Here is a 16,717-nt window from a genome sequence, read left to right as displayed (position 1 = left end):
AGGCAATAGCAGCAAACAAGACCGATCATTCTGTTTTTTTTAGATCGGAATGTGCTACATGTAAACGCCTGCGTGTGGGGGCGCGGCCCGCAATCGATTGGCTCAGGGAGGAATTCAGCCATGTTTGATTATGTGATCGTCGGCGGCGGCTCGGCCGGCTCGGTTCTCGCCGCGCGACTGAGCGAGGACCCCGACGTCTCGGTTTGCCTGCTCGAGGCCGGTGGTGACGGCAAGGGCCTGCTTGTGCGCATGCCGGTCGGAACGGCGGCCACGCTCTCCGGCTGGCCGTTGAAGATCAACAACTGGGCCTACGAGACCGTACCGCAGCCGGGCCTCAACGGGCGCCAGGGCTACCAGCCGCGGGGCAAGGCACTGGGCGGCTCGAGCGCCATCAATGCGATGATCTATATCCGCGGTCACCGCTCGGACTACGACGACTGGGCGAATCTGGGCTGCGATGGCTGGTCTTTCGACGCGGTCCTGCCCTATTTCCGCAAGGCGGAAAACAACGAAAGAGGCGGCAACGAGTTGCACGGCACAGGCGGTCCGCTTCAGGTCTCGAACCAGCGATCGCCGCGCCCGATCAGCCACGCCTTCATCGAAGCCTCCAAGCAATGCCAGCATGTCCACAACGAGAATTTCAACGGGCCGGAACAGGAGGGTGTCGGCCTTTACCAGGTCACCCAGTTCCACAGTGCCGAAAAGAACGGCGAACGCTGTTCGGCCGCCGCCGCCTATGTCCATCCGAACGAGGACAGGCCGAATCTCACCATCGTCACCAATGCCCACGCCACGCGCATCCTCTTCGAAGGCAATCGCGCGGTCGGGGTCGCCTACCGCGTCGGCCGCGAGGAAAAGCAGGTCAAGGCCAACCGCGAGGTTCTGTTAAGCGGCGGCGCATTCAACTCGCCGCAACTGCTTCTCCTTTCCGGCATCGGGCCGGCGGAGGAAATGGGCGCGCACGGCATCGAGACGGTGCATGAGCTGCCCGGAGTCGGCAAGAACCTGCAGGATCACCTCGATTACGTCTTCGCCAGCAAGACCGGCACGTGGGACGTGCTCGGCATCACGCCGAAGCGGCTGGACAAGCAGGTGGCCGCCGCCTTCGAATGGGCGCGCACCGGCAATGGCATGCTGGCATCGCCCATTGCCGAGGCGGGCGCATTTCTCAAAACCAACCCGTCGCTTGAGCGCCCCGACGTCCAGCTCCATTTCGTGATCGGCATTGTCGACGACCACAATCGCAAAATGCACATCGGCCATGGCTATTCCTGCCATGTGTGCATCCTGAGGCCTCACTCGCGCGGTGAGGTCGGCCTCATGGATTCAGACCCGCTGAAGCAGCCGCGCATCGACCCGAAATTCCTGGCCGACAGCCGTGACGAGGATTCCTTGCTTGCCGGCGTCAAGATGACCCGCCAGATCCTCGAGGCCCCTGCCCTTCAGCCCTTCCGCAAGAAGGATGTCTATCCCTATTCCGGTCTCGGCGACGACGAATTGCGCCAGGATATTCGCGACCGCGCCGACACGGTCTATCACCCGGTCGGCACCTGCAAGATGGGCACCGATGATATGGCCGTCGTCGACCCGCGCCTGATGGTCCGGGGCGTGGACGGGCTGAGGGTCGTCGATGCATCCGTCATGCCGACACTGACCGGCGGCAACACCAACGCGCCGACCATCATGATCGCCGAGAAGGCGGCGGACATGATCAAGGAGGACCGGGCGGCCTAGGGCACACAACGAAAAAGGGGCCCGCAGGCCCCTTTCCTTTATCCAAAAAACGTCAGCGATCACATGCCGCTGGTGATCTTGTCCGTGTGCGAACCTTCCGGCTCCTTGGTGATCACCGGGTCCGATCCGCCGGCCAGCAGCGACTGGACGGTGCGGTCGTGGTCTGCGGGATCCAGCGTGCCGTCCGAACCGGCGACAAGCTTGTTGATCTCGCGCATCATGCGCTTCTGGTGCTCTTCGGTCTGGGCACCGGTCGCATCGTTTTCAAGCACGATTTCGGCTGCTTCGTCGGGATTTTCCTCGGCGAATTTCCAGCCCTTCATCGACGCCTTGACGAAACGCTGGAACATGTCGACCCTCTTTGGATCGTCGAGGTCCGCTTCAAGCACGTAAAGACCGTCTTCAAGCGTCGCAACGCCCTGATCTTCATACTGGAAGGTGATCAGGTCTTCTGCGGCAATACCGGCGTCGATCACCTGCCAATATTCGTTGTAGGTCATGGTCGAGATGCAGTCGGCCTGCTTCTGCAGCAGCGGATCGACGTTGAAGCCCTGCTTGAGCACGGTCACGCCGTTGTCCGATCCGTCCGTCGGAATGCCGAGTTGGCTCATCCAGGAAAGGAACGGATATTCATTGCCGAAGAACCAGACGCCGAGCGTGCGGCCGCGGAAGTCCTCGGGCTTTGTGATGCCGCTTTCCTTCAGGCAGGTCAGCATCATGCCGGAGCGCTTGAACGGCTGCGCGATATTGACGAGCGGCACGCCCTTTTCGCGCGATGCCAGGGCTGCGGGCATCCATTCGATGATCACATCGGCGCCGCCGCCGGCAATCACCTGCGGGGGTGCGATGTCCGGGCCGCCGGGTTTGATTTCAACGTCGAGATCGACCTCGTCGTAAAAACCCTTGTCCTTGGCAACGTAGTAGCCGGCGAACTGCGCCTGGGTCACCCATTTGAGCTGCAGGGTAAGCTTGTCCGCCGCCAGGGCGGTGCTCGCTGCGAGCCCCATGGCGAGGCCGAGGCTTAGAGCCAGTATTTTCTTCATTTCATTCACTCCTCTGGTTAGGGCTCCGTCTTATTGTTGTGTCAGCTCCTGTAGGACGGATGCCAGAATGTAACGGCGCGTTCCAGCAGGGCCAGCAGTCCGTAGGACAGCGAACCCGCAAGCGCCGCGACAAAGATTTCAGCCCAGACCATGTCGATATTCATGCGACCGACCTCGGTTGAAATGCGAAAGCCCATGCCGACGATCGGCGTGCCGAAGAACTCGGCGACGATGGCTCCGATCAGGGCAAGGGTGGAATTGATTTTCAGCGCGTTGAAGATGAACGGCATGGCGGCGGGAATCCGCAGCTTCATGAGCGTCTGCCAGTAGTTCGACGCATGGGTGCGCATCAGGTCGCGCTCCATCGCGCCGCTCGCGCCAAGCCCGGCGACGGTGTTGACCAGCATCGGGAAGAAAGTCATGACGACAACGACGGCGGCCTTCGAATGCCAGTCGAAGCCGAACCACATAACCATGATCGGCGCAATTCCAATAACCGGCAAAGCGGCCACGAGATTGCCGATCGGCAAAAGACCCTTGCGCAGGAACGGCACCCGATCGACGATGATCGCTGCGACAAAACCGGATGCGCACCCCATTGCGTAGCCGGCGAGCACCGCCTTCATGAAGGTCTGGTAAAAATCGGCCCACAAAATATCCACCGACGAGGTGATCCGTTCCCAGATCATACTTGGAGACGGCAACAGCACGCTCGGAATGTTGAAGCCGACTGTAATTCCTTCCCACAGTACGATGAGTGTCACACCAAACAGGGTTGGAATGAGCAGGTTGACCGTTTGCGCGGCGGGGCCGCCTGCCAACTGAAGGCGCGCCAGCCGGTTGTTCGCGAACCAGGCGGCCGCCCAGAAGACCAGCGCCGTCACAAGAATTCCGGAATTCATCGCACCATCCCCATACGTTTCATGACGATACGCGATACAAGATCGACCAGCGTCACCAAAACTGCAGCGACGACGGCCGCGGCAATGAGTGCAGACCAGATCTGGATCGTCTGCCCGTAATAGGATCCGGTCAGCAGGCGCGCACCGAGACCGGCGACCGCGCCGGTCGGCAATTCACCGACGATCGCGCCGACGAGGCTGATGGCAACAGCCACCTTCATGGACGTGAACAGGAAGGGAACCGCCGATGGCCAGCGCAGCTTCCAGAACACCTGCGAACGGCTGGCATTGTAGGTCCGCATCAGGTCAAGATGCATCAGGTCGGGGGAACGCAGGCCCTTTACCATGCCGACCGCCACCGGGAAGAACGACAGATAGGCCGAGATCAGCGCCTTTGGCAAAAGACCGGAGATGTTAACCGCATTCAGGACGACGATAATCATCGGCGCGATGGCAAGGATGGGGATCGTCTGACTGGTGATGATCCACGGCATCAGGCTCTTGTCGAGGACCCTGGAATGTACGATCAGCACCGCAAGCAGGATGCCGAGCGCCGTTCCCATGGCGAAACCGAGCAGCGTCGAGGAAATGGTGATCCAGCCATGATACACGAGACTGCGCTTCGACGTGATCTTCTTCAGTGCCGTCGTCTTCCAGATCTCGTCGGCCACCTGATGCGGCGCCGGCAACACCGGCCGATCCTGCGACAAGGTGTTCTGAATGAGCTGTGACGTTGATATTTCCGCATTGGCGCGCGCCGCCTGGTCGCGCTCGAATGGCGCGTTCAGCAGCATGGCAAATCCGTACCACAGCACGAGCAGGAAGGCGACGACCGTGCCCACCGGCAGGAGCCGGTCGAAGAAGAAACTTGAAATTCCCCTTCGCTGCTGCATCAGCGTCCCTTCCCCGGCAGCAAACCGGCATCGGCGGTCAATCGCTCAATCATCATAGGAGTGCCCCTGCCGCAGGCCTTCGCGAACCTGCTGCGCGATCTCCAGAAACTCCGGCGTCTCGCGGATATCGAGCGGCCGGTCGTCGCCGAGATTGCAATCGATGATCTCGTGGATACGGCCCGGGCGCGGACTCATGACCACGATGCGCGTCGAAAGAAAGACCGCTTCCGGAATGGAGTGCGTGACGAAGACGACGGTCTTCTTGGTCTGTGCCCACAGCTTCAAGAGCTGCTCGTTGAGATGATCGCGGACGATCTCGTCGAGCGCACCGAAGGGCTCGTCCATTAAAAGCATGTCCGGATCAAAGGACAGCGCGCGGGCGATCGAGGCCCGCTGCTGCATGCCGCCGGAAAGCTGCCAGGGGAACTTCTTGTCGAAACCGGTCAGGTTGACGAGTTCAAGGTTCTTGCGGATCAGTTCCGCCCGCTCGGCCTTGGAGATGCCCATGACTTCAAGCGGCAGCGAGATGTTTCCGCCGATTGTGCGCCAGGGGTAAAGCGCGGCGGCCTGGAAGACATAACCATAGGCCCGCGCAAGCCGGGCCTGTTCCGGCGAAACGCCGTTGACCGAGATCGTGCCGCCAGTCGGCTTTTCGAGATCGGCGATCACGCGAAGCAATGTGGTCTTGCCGCAGCCGGACGGACCGATGAAGGACACGAACTCACCGGTCTCGACCTGCAGGTTGATGTTGGACAGTGCGTGGACCGGACCGTCATTGGTCTGGAAGGTCAGGTCCAGGTCCTTCGCATCGATGACCACACTCATGCGGCAGTCCCGGTGCTGGTTTGCATTTCAGAGGCGCAGGCAAATGCCATTCATCAGACCCCGCTGGCCGGAATGCCGGTCCGCTGGACCTTGCGCGGCGCGGTGACTTCCTTCCATTTCGAAAGCGCCTTGTTGACCGCGTGGAACGGCTCGCGCGCAACATATTTGCCGTGGCCCTCCTGGGTCTTGACCGTGCCGTCCTCGACCGAGACCAGTCCGCGGCTCAGCGTGAAGCGCGGCAGCCCCTTGACCTCCTTGCCTTCGAACACGTTGTAGTCGATGGCAGATTGCTGGCTCTCCGCGGTGATCGTCTTCTCGAGCTTCGGATCCCAGACGACGATATCGGCGTCGGCACCGACCAGGATGGCGCCCTTCTTCGGATAGACGTTGAGGATCTTGGCGATATTGGTGGAGGTTACGGCGACGAATTCGTTCATCGTCAGCCGGCCCGTCACCACGCCATAGGTCCACAACATCGGCATGCGGTCCTCGAGACCGCCCGTGCCGTTGGGGATCTTGGTGAAGTCGCCGACGCCGGTGCGCTTCTGCTCCGTTGTGAAGGCGCAGTGATCCGTCGCCACCACCTGGAGCGAACCGGCTGCAAGGCCGTGCCACAGCGAATCCTGGTGCTTCTTGTCGCGGAACGGCGGCGACATCACCCGCCGCGCGGCATGGTCCCAGTCGTGGTGCTTGTATTCGCTGTCGTCGAGCGTCAGGTGCTGGATCAGCGGCTCGCCGTAGACCCGCATGCCGTTCTGGCGTGCCCGGCGGATCGCCTCGTGTGCCTGCTCGGACGAGGTGTGGACCACATAGAGCGGCACATGCGCCATGTCGGCGATCATGATGGCGCGGTTGGTCGCCTCGCCCTCGACCTCCGCCGGGCGCGAATAGGCATGCGCTTCCGGCCCGTTGTTGCCGTCGGCGAGCAGCTTCGCCTGGAGCTGCGCCACCACATCGCCGTTCTCGGCATGGACAAGCGGCAGCGCGCCGAGCTCTGCGCAGCGCTGGAAGGACGAATACATCTCGTCGTCGTCCACCATCAGTGCGCCCTTGTAGGCCATGAAATGCTTGAAGGTGTTGATGCCCTTGTCGCGCACCACCGTTTCCATCTCGTCGAAGACCTGCTCGCCCCACCAGGTGATCGCCATGTGGAAGGAGTAGTCGCAATTGGCCCGTGTCGACTTGTTGTCCCACATCTGGATCGCCTCGAGCAGCGACTGGCCGGGAGACGGCAGCGCGAAGTCGACAACCATTGTCGTCCCGCCTGACAGCGCCGCACGCGTGCCGCTTTCGAAATCGTCGGTGGAGTACGTGCCCATGAAAGGCATTTCCAGATGGGTGTGCGGGTCGATGCCGCCCGGCATCACGTAGCAGCCGGTCGCGTCCAGCAGCGTGTCGCCCGAAAGATTCGGCCCGATTTCGGTAATGACACCATCTTCGACCTTGACGTCCGCCGCGTAGGTCAGATCGGCGGTAACGACCGTTCCACCCTTGATTACCGTGCTTGCCATGTCAGCCTCCCAACCTATTCTACGATTTGCGCCGTCTCCACGACCGCGTGGAACAGCACGTCCGCGCCGGCGCGTGCCCATTCGGGCGAAATATCTTCATCCTCGTTGTGGCTGAGCCCGTCGACACAGGGGCACATCACCATCCCAGTCGGCGCCACGCGGTTGATCCAGCATGCATCATGCCCGGCGCCCGATACAAGGTTGCGGTGCGAATAGCCGAGCCGCTCCGCGGCGTTGCGCACGGAAGTGACGCAGTTTTCGTCGAAGGCAACCGGATCGAAATGGCCGGCTTCCTCAATCTCGATTTCAAGACCGAGATCGTGAGCGATCTTCGGCGCCTCCGCCTCGATGCGCGCCTTCATCCCGTCAAGCACGTCCCGGTGCGGCGAGCGGATGTCGATGGTGAACACCACCTTGCCCGGGATGACGTTGCGGGAATTGGGATGGAAATCGCAATGGCCGATCGCGCCGACCGCTTCCGGCTGGTGGCTCATGGCGATTTCGTGGACGAGGTCGGCGATGCGCGCCATGCCGAGGCCGGCATTGCGGCGCATCGGCATCGGGGTCGACCCCGTATGCGCGTCCTTGCCGGTGAGCGTCACCTGCAGCCACCACAGCCCCTGTCCGTGCGTGACCACGCCAATGTCCTTTTCCTCCGCTTCGAGGATCGGGCCCTGCTCGATATGCAGCTCATAAAAGGCATGCATCTTGCGGTCGCCGACCTCCTCGTCGCCGCGCCAGCCGATACGGTTCAACTCGTCGCCGAACTTCTTGCCCTCAGCATCTTCCCGGTCGTAGGCCCAGTCCTGCTCGTGCATGCCGGCGAAAACACCGGAGGCGAGCATGGCCGGCGCAAACCGCGTGCCTTCCTCGTTCGTCCAGTTGACGACGACGATCGGATGCCTGGTCTTGATGTTGAGGTCGTTGAGCGTGCGGACGATCTCAAGGCCGCCGAGGACGCCGAGAACACCGTCATACTTGCCGCCCGTCGGCTGGGTGTCGAGGTGGCTTCCGACATAGACCGGCAGCGCATCGGGGTCGGTACCCTCGCGGCGGAAGAACATATTGCCCATCTGGTCGACGCCCATCGTCATGCCGGCGTCCTCGCACCATTTCTGGAACAGCGCCCTGCCCTCGGCATCTTCGTCAGTCAGGGTCTGCCGGTTGTTGCCGCCGCGCACGCCGGGACCGATCTTGGCCATTTCCATGAGGGCATCCCAAAGCCGGTCACCGTCGATCCTCATATTTCCCGTCAGCGTCATCGGTGTCCTCCTTGAGTATGCTTGTTGTTCTCAGTTCAGCGATTTCAGAACGCCGCTCAGGGTGTCGACAAGGAAATCGATCTCGTTCCTTTCGATGATCAACGGCGGCGACAGCGCAATGATATCGCCGGTCGTGCGGATCAAAAGGCCCTTGTTGTAGGCATCGAGGAAAGCTGAGAAAGCGCGCCGCGTCGGCTCGCCGGCAATCGGCTCGAGCTCGATCGCGCCGATCAGGCCGATATTGCGGATGTCGATGACGTGCGGCAGCCCCTTCAGCGAATGCAGCGCCTCCTCCCAATAGGGCGCCATTTCCGCGCCGCGCGTCAGAAGACCTTCGTCCTGGTAGGTCTCGAGCGTCCCCAGCCCGGCCGCCGAGGCGATCGGATTGCCGGAATAGGTGTAGCCGTGGAAGAACTCGATCATGTGTTCCGGGCCATTCATGAAGGCGTCGTGAATCTCGTTCTTCACGAATACCGCCCCCATGGGAATGACGCCGTTGGTCAGCCCCTTGGCGGTCACCATGATGTCCGGCACAACGTCGAAATAGTCGGCCGCGAACGGCGTGCCCAAGCGGCCGAAACCGGTGATCACCTCGTCGAAAATGAGCAGGATGCCGTGCTTGTCGCAGATCTCGCGCAGCCGCTTGAGATAGCCTTTCGGCGGCAGCAGGACACCGGTCGAGCCGGCCACCGGTTCGACGATGACGGCGGCGATCGTCGAAGCGTCGTGCAACGCGATGATCCGCTCGAGGTCTTCGGCGAATTCCACACCGTGCTCCGGCTGCAAACGCGTGAACGCGTTGCGGTCCGGGTCGTGCGTATGGCGCAGATGGTCGACACCGGTCAGCAGCGTCCCGAACATCTTGCGGTTCGGCACAATGCCACCGACGGAAATGCCGCCGAAATTGACGCCGTGATAGCCGCGCTCGCGCCCGATCAGGCGGAACCTCGAGCCGTCGCCCTTCACCCGGTGATAGGCGAGCGCCGTCTTCAGCGCCGTTTCCACCGATTCCGAGCCGGAATTGGTGTACATGACGTGATCGATCCCCGGCGGCGTCAGCTGAACCAGCTTCGAGGCGAGTTCGAACGCCTTGGGGTGGCCCATCTGGAATGCGGGCGCGTAGTCGAGCTCGCCGGCCTGCTGGCGGATCGCCTCGACGATCTTCGGCCGGTTGTGGCCGGCATTGACGCACCACAGCCCGGCCGTGCCGTCGAGAACCTTGTTGCCCTCGGCAGTCGTGTAATGCATGCGGTCCGCGGAGACGAACATGCGCGGGCTTTTCTTGAACTGGCGATTGGCCGTAAACGGCATCCAGAACGCGTCGAGATTGTTCGTTGTGACCGGAGCATTCATGACCGTGACCTCCCGATTCGGCGGTCTTTCCACCGAGCGCCTTTTAGCTTCCATTAACGCCAAGTTGAAAAAACTTGACTGAATGGTCAAAATGTAGGCTAGAAGAGCGCAGGGAGGCGGTCAAGGGCTATTGTTAAGCGTGGTGCAAATAACAAGGGACTTGCGCGCCGGACAAAGCTGTTGCAAGCCTAGAAGCCTGAATTTGAGGCTACCTGCCCACAAAATGAGCGAAACTAACGATACATGGCAAGCTCCAGCAACAAGCGGACGCGTATACAGGGCATCAATCGCGGCATCATATTAGAGGCGGCACTCGAGGTCTTTTCCAACTACGGATTTCGCGGCTCGACGATCGACCAGATTGCCGACAAGGCCGGCATGTCGAAGCCCAACCTGCTCTACTACTTCCCCCGCAAGGAAGACATCTACGTCACGGTGCTGGAAAACACGCTGGAAGACTGGCTGACGCCGTTCCGCCACATCGACCCGGCGGGCGACCCCGTCGAGGAGCTGCGCAAGTACATAGCGCTGAAGATGGAGCTTTCGGCAATGAAGCCGGAAAGCTCTCGGTTGTTCGCCAACGAGATCCTGCACGGCGCGCCGGCGATCCAGGATTTCCTGAAAACGAATCTCAAGCGGCTGGTTGACGAGAAGGCGCGCGTGATCCGCCAGTGGATCGACGAGGGACGGCTGGCTCCGGTCGATCCCCATCACCTGATCTTCATGATCTGGGCGACGACGCAGCACTATGCCGATTTTGACGTCCAGATCCGCGCCATCCTGCCGGAACAGACGGTCCGGCCCGGCTTTTTCGACAACGCCACCGAGGCCATCCTGTCGATCCTCCTCAACGGCATCAAGCCACGCTAAGGCACGGCAAAACAACATGATTTCCCACGGATGCCGCGCGCCGGCGCCATGCGAAAGCGACTCCGCGCGCCGACCGGTAACGCATCCGTGAATTTTTTATCGATTTTTTCTCGCTTTTCAGCATAAAATATATATATTGGGCGCGATCAGGAGATTTCGGGAGGAACAATTATGCGAAAATCCTTGCTATCCATCTGCATGGCCGCGGCGCTTTTTGCCGGCACGACCGCCGTCGCTGCCGAAGAGCTGCGCATCGGCACCGCGAGCCTTGGCGGCGCGTTTTATCCGATCGGACAGGGCATATCGAATCTGGTGAACAAATATGCCGGAGACGATCTGACCATGGTCCCGGTCGTCACCGGCGGCTCGGTCCAGAACCCGCGCCTCGTCGGCGAGGGCGAGGTCGATATCGCCATCACCAACAACAATCTCGCGGTCCTGGCGACCAAGGGCGCCGGCCCCTACAAGAGCGGCGCCATCGACATCAAGGCCGTCGCCGCGCTGCATCCCAGCGTCCTGCACATGATCGTGCTCGACGGCTCGGACATCAAATCCTTCGAGGACATCAAGGGCAAACGCGTCGCGGTCGGACCGGCCGGCGGCGGAACGCTGGGCTTCATGAATTTCCTTTTGCCGCTGCACGGCATGTCCATGGACGACATCACGCCCAGCTTCCTGTCCTATTCGGACGGCTTCAGCCAGCTTTCCGACGGCAATGTCGACGCCGCCTTCGCACTGTCCGGTTATCCCGCATCGGCGGTGATGCAGGCCGGTGCAAGCAACAAGCTTCGTTTCATCGAGTTCTCGCCCGGCAAGCTTGACGAGGCACTCGGCAAGAACGGCGCATTCAAATCCGTGGAGATTCCCGCCGATGTCTACAGCACCGATGCGCCCGGCACGGTCATCGGCGTCAACAACATGCTGATCGTTCCGTCCGACACGGACGCCGACAGGGTTTTCGCCATCACGTCCGCGGTCTTTGAAAATCTGGACGAGTTCAAGGCCGAAAATGCCAATGCGCGTCAGATCAACCCGGACGATTCGAAGAACCTGGCCATTCCGCTGCATGAGGGTGCGGCGCGCTACTTCAACAAATAGGCCGGTTGAAACGACGATGACGGCGCGGTGGACTGCCGCGCCGTCTCCCCACGAAGCGAGTGCAAGAACATGCCGTCTGTGTCGGATCTTCGAAAATCGATAACAATTGAATCCGTCACCGGTGCGCTGGCGCTGGCCCTTGGCCTTTATCACCTCGCCATCGTTTCGGGGCTGTTCGCCGTCTCCACCATGGAGATGCGCCTCACCCATCTGATGCTGGCTTTCTGCCTGTTGTTTCTGACGCGGCCGATTCTGACCGCAACCAAAGGCACCGCGGCCGACCGTGTGGTCTCTTGGCTGCTGGTCGCCGCGACCGCCGGCGCCAGCCTCTGGCTCCTGTCGCGCTGGAAGGACATCGCCTTCAGCGGCGGCCTGACGGAACCGGGGGATTTCTACGCCGGCGCCGTTATCGTCATCCTCGTCTTCGAGGCCGCACGCCGCGGCGTCGGCGCCATCCTTGCGGCAATCACGCTTATCTTTTTTTTATACCCCTTCGTCAGTCCCTACCTGCCCGGCCTTCTCAATAGCAGGGGCTACAGCTTCGAGCGCATCGTCATCTTCCTGACGACCGACACGCAAGGCGTCTACGGCATCCCGATCGGCGTCGCCGCGACCTACATCATCATCTTCACGATCTTCGGCTCGCTTCTGTCAAAATTCGGCGCCGGCGATTTCTTCTTCGAGCTCTCGCGCCGCCTCACGTACGGCATGCGGGCCGCCGGCGCCAAGACCGCAGTGCTGTTCTCGACGCTGATCGGCATGATCTCGGGGTCCGCCGCCGGCAATGTCGCCGTCACCGGAACCCTGACGATCCCGATGATGAAGCGTGAGGGTTACGCGCCGCACCAGGCCGGCGCCATCGAGGCGGTCGTCTCGACGGGCGGCCAGATGATGCCGCCGGTCATGGGTGCCGCCGCCTTCCTGATGGCCGAGATCGTTGGCGTGCCTTACGTCCAGATCATGGGCGTCGGTCTCCTGCCGGCGCTGCTGTTCTTCGGCTCGATCTTCTTCATCGTCCATCTGCAGGCGGTCAAGAGCGACATCAAGCCGAAGGCCGAGGACACCGGTGACGACCGTTCCACATGGCGCGTGGTTCTCGGCGGCTCCCGCTTCATCGCCACATTCGCCCTGTTGCTCGGCCTGATGCTGACCGGCTATTCGCCGTTCAAGGCGTCGTTCTGGGCGATCATCTTCCTGGTGGTCAGCGAGCTTTTGTGGACGCGGGACTTCAATTTCGCCTTCGTGCGCCGGCTCGCGGCGGGCATTTCGGACGGCGCCCGCAACGTCGCTCCGATCTCCGCCGCCTGCGCCGCCGCCGGCATCATTTCGGGAACGCTGGCGATCAGCGGCCTCGGGCCGAAGATCGCGATCCTCATCGATCTCGCCTCCGGCGGCACACTCTGGCTCGCCCTGCTGTTGACCATGGTCGCGGCCATCATCCTCGGCATGGGCCTGCCGACAACGGCCGCCTATCTCATCCTGGCGACCGTCGTCGCCCCTGCCCTCGTCAAATTAGGCATGCCGACGCTGACGGCACATTTCTTTGTCTTCTACTACGGCTGCATCTCGACGATAACGCCGCCTGTTGCGCTGGCCGCCTACGTGGCGGCGGGCATTGCGGGGTCGGACATCAACAAGGTCGGCTGGACGGCCGCCAGCTACGGCCTGACCAGCTATTTTCTGCCGTTCGCCTTCTGCTTCGGGCCCGGGCTCCTGCTGCAGGGCACGACGGTGGAGAACCTTGTCGCCGTGATCACCGCGACGGCGGGGACCTTCGCCATTGCCATCGGCGTCGTCGGCTGCTTCAACCGGCCGCTCACCTGGCCGTTGCGGGCGCTCGCGCTTGCCGCCGGTGCGCTGCTGCTCTTCCAGGGGCTGGCAACGGCGATCGTCGGCGCCCTGCTTCTGGCCGCACTGTTCGCGGCGGACCGCATGCGCCTGCAGCCGGGCATCAACAAGATCTAAAGGAAAAACCATGGCACAAAGTTTCAGGCGGGTCGTCACCGGCCACGATGCGCAAGGCAAGGCGGTCGTCGTTTCCGATGCCGATGCGACGCATCTGCTGCAGCGCCCGAGCCGCCCCGGCGTGACGCTCACCAATTTCTGGATTTCCGACGGCACGCCGGCCGAGTATGACGGTGCCGAGGAGACCTGCACCGGCGACTTCGTGCTACACCCGCCGAAGAACGGTTCCGTCTTCCGCTGCGTGGAGTTCGGCCCGGAGGATCCGGAGGTCATGGCCCGGATCGACGGCAAGGCAGCGTTCGCCGAGATGGGCGCGGCCGACAACATCGTCGAAGGCGCCCGACATCCCTACATGCACCGCACGGACTCGGTCGACTACGCCGTCATCCTGAAGGGCGAGATCGACATGCTGCTCGATGACAGCGAGGTCCACCTGAAGGCCGGCGATATCGTCGTCCAGCGCGGCACCAACCACGCCTGGGCCAATCGCGGCACCGAATCCTGCATCATCGCCTTTATCCTGGTGGACGGGGTGACTAAGCGCGACGCGGATCCGCAGGACGCCAAGGGCATTCCGAAGCGCTAGAGATCCGGCGCGAAGGCGACGACCACCAGTCCGAGGACGATGATGACAGCTCCGGCCATGACCGCGAGGCTCGCCCAGCCATTGCCGAGCACGCCCTCGTACAAAATGACGAAGACCGGGATCAGGTAGCCGTAGGAAAAGACTTTCGACGCCGGCAGGCGCATCGAGGCGTATTGCACGAGGAAGAAGGTCCCGGCGGAGGTGAAGACAGCGAGATAGGCGATCGCGACCCAGACGATCGACGGGTGGGCGGTCCAGTCGGTCGAGGCGACCTCTCCGAAACCGTAGATCGCAATCGCGGCGAAGGTTCCGATTGTCGTCCAGAAACTGGTCAGCAACACCGGTTCGCTGCGGTTGAAGCGCTTGACGAGCGGTGCCATCAGGGCGTGGCACACGCAGCCGAAAAAGAACAGCATCTCCCCGGCGCCGATGTCGAACGCCAGGATGGCGTTCAGATCGCCCCGGAAGATGACCCAGATCGCCCCGCAGCCGGCAATCAGCAGGCTGAGCAGCACGATGGGCCGCACCATCTGACCGAGGATCAGAAAACCGAATCCGGCGCTCATCAGCGGGATGAGCGTGAACACCGCGCTCGTCGAGACCGGGTGCGTGATCTTCAGCGCCATGAACATGGTGATGAAGTAGACGCCCATCAGCAGGCCGAGCAACCCGTAGCGCCATGGCGCGGTTTCAGGCATCGGCAGCCTTCTGTAGATGGCGAAGGTAACCGCGCCCATCGCGATCGTCGCGAGGAAAAACCGCATGGTGTTGAGCGCCGCGGCACCAACATGCGGCATCGCCAGGGCGCCGAGCGAGAAGGAACCCGAGATGAGCGCCGCGAACAGCACCATCGCCAGATGGCCCTGCAGCTTCTCGCGTCCGCTGGCGAGTTCACCCGTTGCCAGGAACGACGTTTCCGTCCGTTCGCTCATTGCGTTTCCCGATTTGCCGGTTTGCGATCAGGGGCGATGGTCACCGCCCGGTCGGCATCGGGGCAGCCATACATGAACAGCGATCCGACGGCCAGACCCATTGTGACGCGTGGAGCGGCATCAGGGACCGGACGCGCCCCTGCCGCCGACCAGCGCCAACAGGTGCTCGGCATCCCCGAGGGTCTCGCCGGCCCATGCCACATAACCGTCCGGCCGCGCGAGCACGAGCGCGTGCCCGTAGTCGCCATCGACGCGTTCGGCGGCAAAATTGACAACGGTGAGCGGAATGCCGGCGCATTCGGCGATGACCTGCAGTTCCTTCGTCAGTTCCTGCGGGGCGCCCAACTGCAGCAGCGTAAAGCCGTCCGAAAGACGATCGAGCGTCGTCGAACCGTCCGCCAGATCGAGCGGTGGCAGGTGATGGCCCGGCCGCGCAGTGAAATCGTGGATGCCGATGGCGGAGGTTTCGCCGCCGGCCGGTCCGTCGACAATGTCCGAGCCCTCATATTGCGGGGCGAAGGTCGAAATGCCGATGCCGGCGCCCGCATTGGCCCTTTCCGCCCACGCCGTCTCGAAGGCGGCCCGGTCGCTGCCGGGATCGAAACTGCGAACAAAGGCCCGGTCCTCGACGATGAACCGCTCGATGAAGTCCCTGGCCGTCGATTGGAACACCACACGCCGCTCGCCGTCATAGCTGTCGAGCAGCGTTTCGCCACCCCAGCCGTCAAGGACGGCGGCCAGCTTCCAGCCGAGGTTGCGCGCATCCTCGAAGCCGGTGTTGATGCCGTATCCGCCATAGGGCGGATGGCTGTGCGCCGCGTCCCCGGCCAGGAAGACGCGCCCTTTGCGGTAGGTCTCGGCGACCGAGATCCGCAGGTCCCAGAAACCGACATATTCCAGATCGAGCGCGAAATCGGTGCCGACCGCCCGGCGGATCAGCGCCTTGAAATCGAAATTGTCCCGGTCGGTGTCGGCTGGAACCGGCGCGTGAAAGAAGAAGGACTGTTTCCACTCCACCATGCCGAAGAACATCCAGTACCCGTCATTGTCCGGGTGCAGGACATTGTAGAACTGCTTGTCGCGGAAGCCCTCGATCAGCTTGAAGAATTCCGGCGACCGGAAAACGACGAGCGCCATCAACCGGTCATGGTCGTCGAGGGTCTCACCGATCCCCGCTGTCTGCCGGACCGTTGAGCGGGCACCGTCGCAGCCGACAAGGTATTGCCCGCGAAGCGTGCGGGTTGCATCGCCCTTCCGCGCGGTCAGGCTCGCGCCGTCCGCGTGGTCCTGCAGGGCTTCGGTTTTCCAGCCGTAGAAAACATCGACGCTGTCCAGCGCCTCCAGCCGCTCGCGAAGCACCCGCTCGGTCTCGTATTGCGGCAGCCGCTCGTTATCCGCACTGTAGTAAGGTCGGACCGCCGCGCGCTTGAACCAGTCGTAGTGATAGCCGCTCAGCAGCGAGCCGTAGGCCGTGAGGCCGCCAAGGCCGACATTGCTGGGAATGGTCTTGGCTTCCCGCATCGCCTTCTCGACACCCCAGGCCTGCATGTGTTCCATGGTCCGCTGGGTGAGGTTCTGGCCCTTGGGAATGCGCGGCGGCTCGAGATTGCGCTCGACGACACCAACTCGCACGCCCCGCTGCCCGAGCTCAATGGCAAGGCCGGCGCCGACCGGCCCGCAGCCCGAGATCAGCACGTCGTATTCGCCGGACATTCGTTTCTCCCAATCAGATGCCGGTTCCGA

At 62.4% G+C, this 16,717-nt stretch carries 14 protein-coding genes; 5 read left to right on the top strand and 9 right to left on the bottom strand.

The window, feature by feature from the left end; translation table 11 throughout:
- The first annotated feature begins 120 nt into the window (after positions 1–120).
- Positions 121–1,734: a choline dehydrogenase gene (locus E4M07_RS01435; protein WP_136656504.1), complete on the top strand. Its 1,614-nt coding sequence runs from the start codon at positions 121–123 to the stop codon at positions 1,732–1,734.
- A gap of 59 nt (positions 1,735–1,793) precedes the next feature.
- On the opposite strand, the gene E4M07_RS01430 is transcribed toward E4M07_RS01435, so the two are convergent.
- Genes E4M07_RS01430 through E4M07_RS01400 form a run of 7 tightly spaced genes read right to left on the bottom strand, consistent with a single transcriptional unit; the run spans position 1,794 to position 9,523 of the window.
- Positions 1,794–2,777: an ABC transporter substrate-binding protein gene (locus E4M07_RS01430; protein ID WP_136656503.1), complete on the bottom strand. Its 984-nt coding sequence runs from the start codon at positions 2,775–2,777 to the stop codon at positions 1,794–1,796.
- 41 nt (positions 2,778–2,818) lie between these two features.
- Complete coding sequence (locus E4M07_RS01425) at positions 2,819–3,679, bottom strand: ABC transporter permease (RefSeq protein WP_136656502.1); 861 nt, start codon at positions 3,677–3,679, stop codon at positions 2,819–2,821.
- Positions 3,676–4,572, bottom strand: coding sequence for an ABC transporter permease (locus E4M07_RS01420; protein WP_136656501.1), 897 nt, complete (start codon positions 4,570–4,572; stop codon positions 3,676–3,678). The genes E4M07_RS01425 and E4M07_RS01420 overlap by 4 nt, the downstream gene beginning before the upstream one ends.
- 45 nt (positions 4,573–4,617) lie before the next feature.
- The gene (locus E4M07_RS01415) at positions 4,618–5,397 is read right to left on the bottom strand and encodes an ABC transporter ATP-binding protein (RefSeq protein WP_136656500.1); all 780 of its coding nucleotides are present in this window, start codon (positions 5,395–5,397) and stop codon (positions 4,618–4,620) included.
- A gap of 53 nt (positions 5,398–5,450) precedes the next feature.
- The gene (hydA, locus tag E4M07_RS01410) at positions 5,451–6,908 is read right to left on the bottom strand and encodes a dihydropyrimidinase (RefSeq protein ID WP_136656499.1); all 1,458 of its coding nucleotides are present in this window, start codon (positions 6,906–6,908) and stop codon (positions 5,451–5,453) included.
- A 14-nt stretch (positions 6,909–6,922) separates the two neighbouring features.
- Entirely contained in the window at positions 6,923–8,170 is a 1,248-nt protein-coding gene (locus E4M07_RS01405; protein WP_136656498.1) for a Zn-dependent hydrolase, read from the bottom strand.
- A 30-nt stretch (positions 8,171–8,200) separates the two neighbouring features.
- Positions 8,201–9,523 (bottom strand): aspartate aminotransferase family protein, encoded by a 1,323-nt coding sequence (locus E4M07_RS01400; protein WP_136656497.1) that lies wholly within the window; start codon positions 9,521–9,523, stop codon positions 8,201–8,203.
- A 243-nt stretch (positions 9,524–9,766) separates the two neighbouring features.
- On the opposite strand from E4M07_RS01400, the gene E4M07_RS01395 reads away from it, so the two are divergent.
- From E4M07_RS01395 to E4M07_RS01380, 4 genes are all read left to right on the top strand, one after another.
- Entirely contained in the window at positions 9,767–10,393 is a 627-nt protein-coding gene (locus E4M07_RS01395) for a TetR family transcriptional regulator C-terminal domain-containing protein (RefSeq protein ID WP_136656496.1), read from the top strand.
- 171 nt (positions 10,394–10,564) lie between these two features.
- On the top strand, positions 10,565–11,491 hold the full coding sequence (locus E4M07_RS01390) for a TAXI family TRAP transporter solute-binding subunit (RefSeq protein ID WP_136656495.1): 927 nt from the start codon (positions 10,565–10,567) through the stop codon (positions 11,489–11,491).
- Positions 11,492–11,560: 69 nt separating this feature from the next.
- Entirely contained in the window at positions 11,561–13,456 is a 1,896-nt protein-coding gene (locus E4M07_RS01385) for a TRAP transporter fused permease subunit (protein WP_136656494.1), read from the top strand.
- Between the two features lie 10 nt (positions 13,457–13,466).
- Entirely contained in the window at positions 13,467–14,042 is a 576-nt protein-coding gene (locus tag E4M07_RS01380; RefSeq protein ID WP_136656493.1) for a cupin domain-containing protein, read from the top strand.
- On the opposite strand, the gene E4M07_RS01375 is transcribed toward E4M07_RS01380, so the two are convergent.
- Positions 14,039–14,974: a DMT family transporter gene (locus E4M07_RS01375; protein WP_246660333.1), complete on the bottom strand. Its 936-nt coding sequence runs from the start codon at positions 14,972–14,974 to the stop codon at positions 14,039–14,041. The genes E4M07_RS01380 and E4M07_RS01375 overlap by 4 nt on opposite strands.
- Positions 14,975–15,094: 120 nt before the next feature.
- Positions 15,095–16,687: an FAD-dependent monooxygenase gene (locus tag E4M07_RS01370; protein ID WP_136656492.1), complete on the bottom strand. Its 1,593-nt coding sequence runs from the start codon at positions 16,685–16,687 to the stop codon at positions 15,095–15,097.
- Positions 16,688–16,717: the final 30 nt, after the last annotated feature.

The organism is Nitratireductor sp. XY-223 (genome assembly GCF_004959855.1).
In the GTDB taxonomy this organism is placed as follows: Bacteria; Pseudomonadota; Alphaproteobacteria; order Rhizobiales; family Rhizobiaceae; genus Hoeflea_A.
The sequence above is the reverse complement of the archived record's forward strand: the minus strand, read 5'-3'. Positions and strand labels throughout refer to the sequence as shown.

Excerpts from the sequence above, each read along its gene's own strand:
- E4M07_RS01435 (WP_136656504.1), top strand. The coding sequence starts at position 121 with ATGTTTGATTATGTGATCGTCGGCGGCGGCTCGGCCGGCTCGGTTCTC.
- E4M07_RS01430 (WP_136656503.1), bottom strand. The coding sequence starts at position 2,777 with ATGAAGAAAATACTGGCTCTAAGCCTCGGCCTCGCCATGGGGCTCGCA.
- E4M07_RS01425 (WP_136656502.1), bottom strand. The coding sequence starts at position 3,679 with ATGAATTCCGGAATTCTTGTGACGGCGCTGGTCTTCTGGGCGGCCGCC.
- E4M07_RS01420 (WP_136656501.1), bottom strand. The coding sequence starts at position 4,572 with ATGCAGCAGCGAAGGGGAATTTCAAGTTTCTTCTTCGACCGGCTCCTG.
- E4M07_RS01415 (WP_136656500.1), bottom strand. The coding sequence starts at position 5,397 with ATGAGTGTGGTCATCGATGCGAAGGACCTGGACCTGACCTTCCAGACC.
- hydA (WP_136656499.1), bottom strand. The coding sequence starts at position 6,908 with ATGGCAAGCACGGTAATCAAGGGTGGAACGGTCGTTACCGCCGATCTG.
- E4M07_RS01405 (WP_136656498.1), bottom strand. The coding sequence starts at position 8,170 with ATGACGCTGACGGGAAATATGAGGATCGACGGTGACCGGCTTTGGGAT.
- E4M07_RS01400 (WP_136656497.1), bottom strand. The coding sequence starts at position 9,523 with ATGAATGCTCCGGTCACAACGAACAATCTCGACGCGTTCTGGATGCCG.
- E4M07_RS01395 (WP_136656496.1), top strand. The coding sequence starts at position 9,767 with ATGGCAAGCTCCAGCAACAAGCGGACGCGTATACAGGGCATCAATCGC.
- E4M07_RS01390 (WP_136656495.1), top strand. The coding sequence starts at position 10,565 with ATGCGAAAATCCTTGCTATCCATCTGCATGGCCGCGGCGCTTTTTGCC.
- E4M07_RS01385 (WP_136656494.1), top strand. The coding sequence starts at position 11,561 with ATGCCGTCTGTGTCGGATCTTCGAAAATCGATAACAATTGAATCCGTC.
- E4M07_RS01380 (WP_136656493.1), top strand. The coding sequence starts at position 13,467 with ATGGCACAAAGTTTCAGGCGGGTCGTCACCGGCCACGATGCGCAAGGC.
- E4M07_RS01375 (WP_246660333.1), bottom strand. The coding sequence starts at position 14,974 with ATGAGCGAACGGACGGAAACGTCGTTCCTGGCAACGGGTGAACTCGCC.
- E4M07_RS01370 (WP_136656492.1), bottom strand. The coding sequence starts at position 16,687 with ATGTCCGGCGAATACGACGTGCTGATCTCGGGCTGCGGGCCGGTCGGC.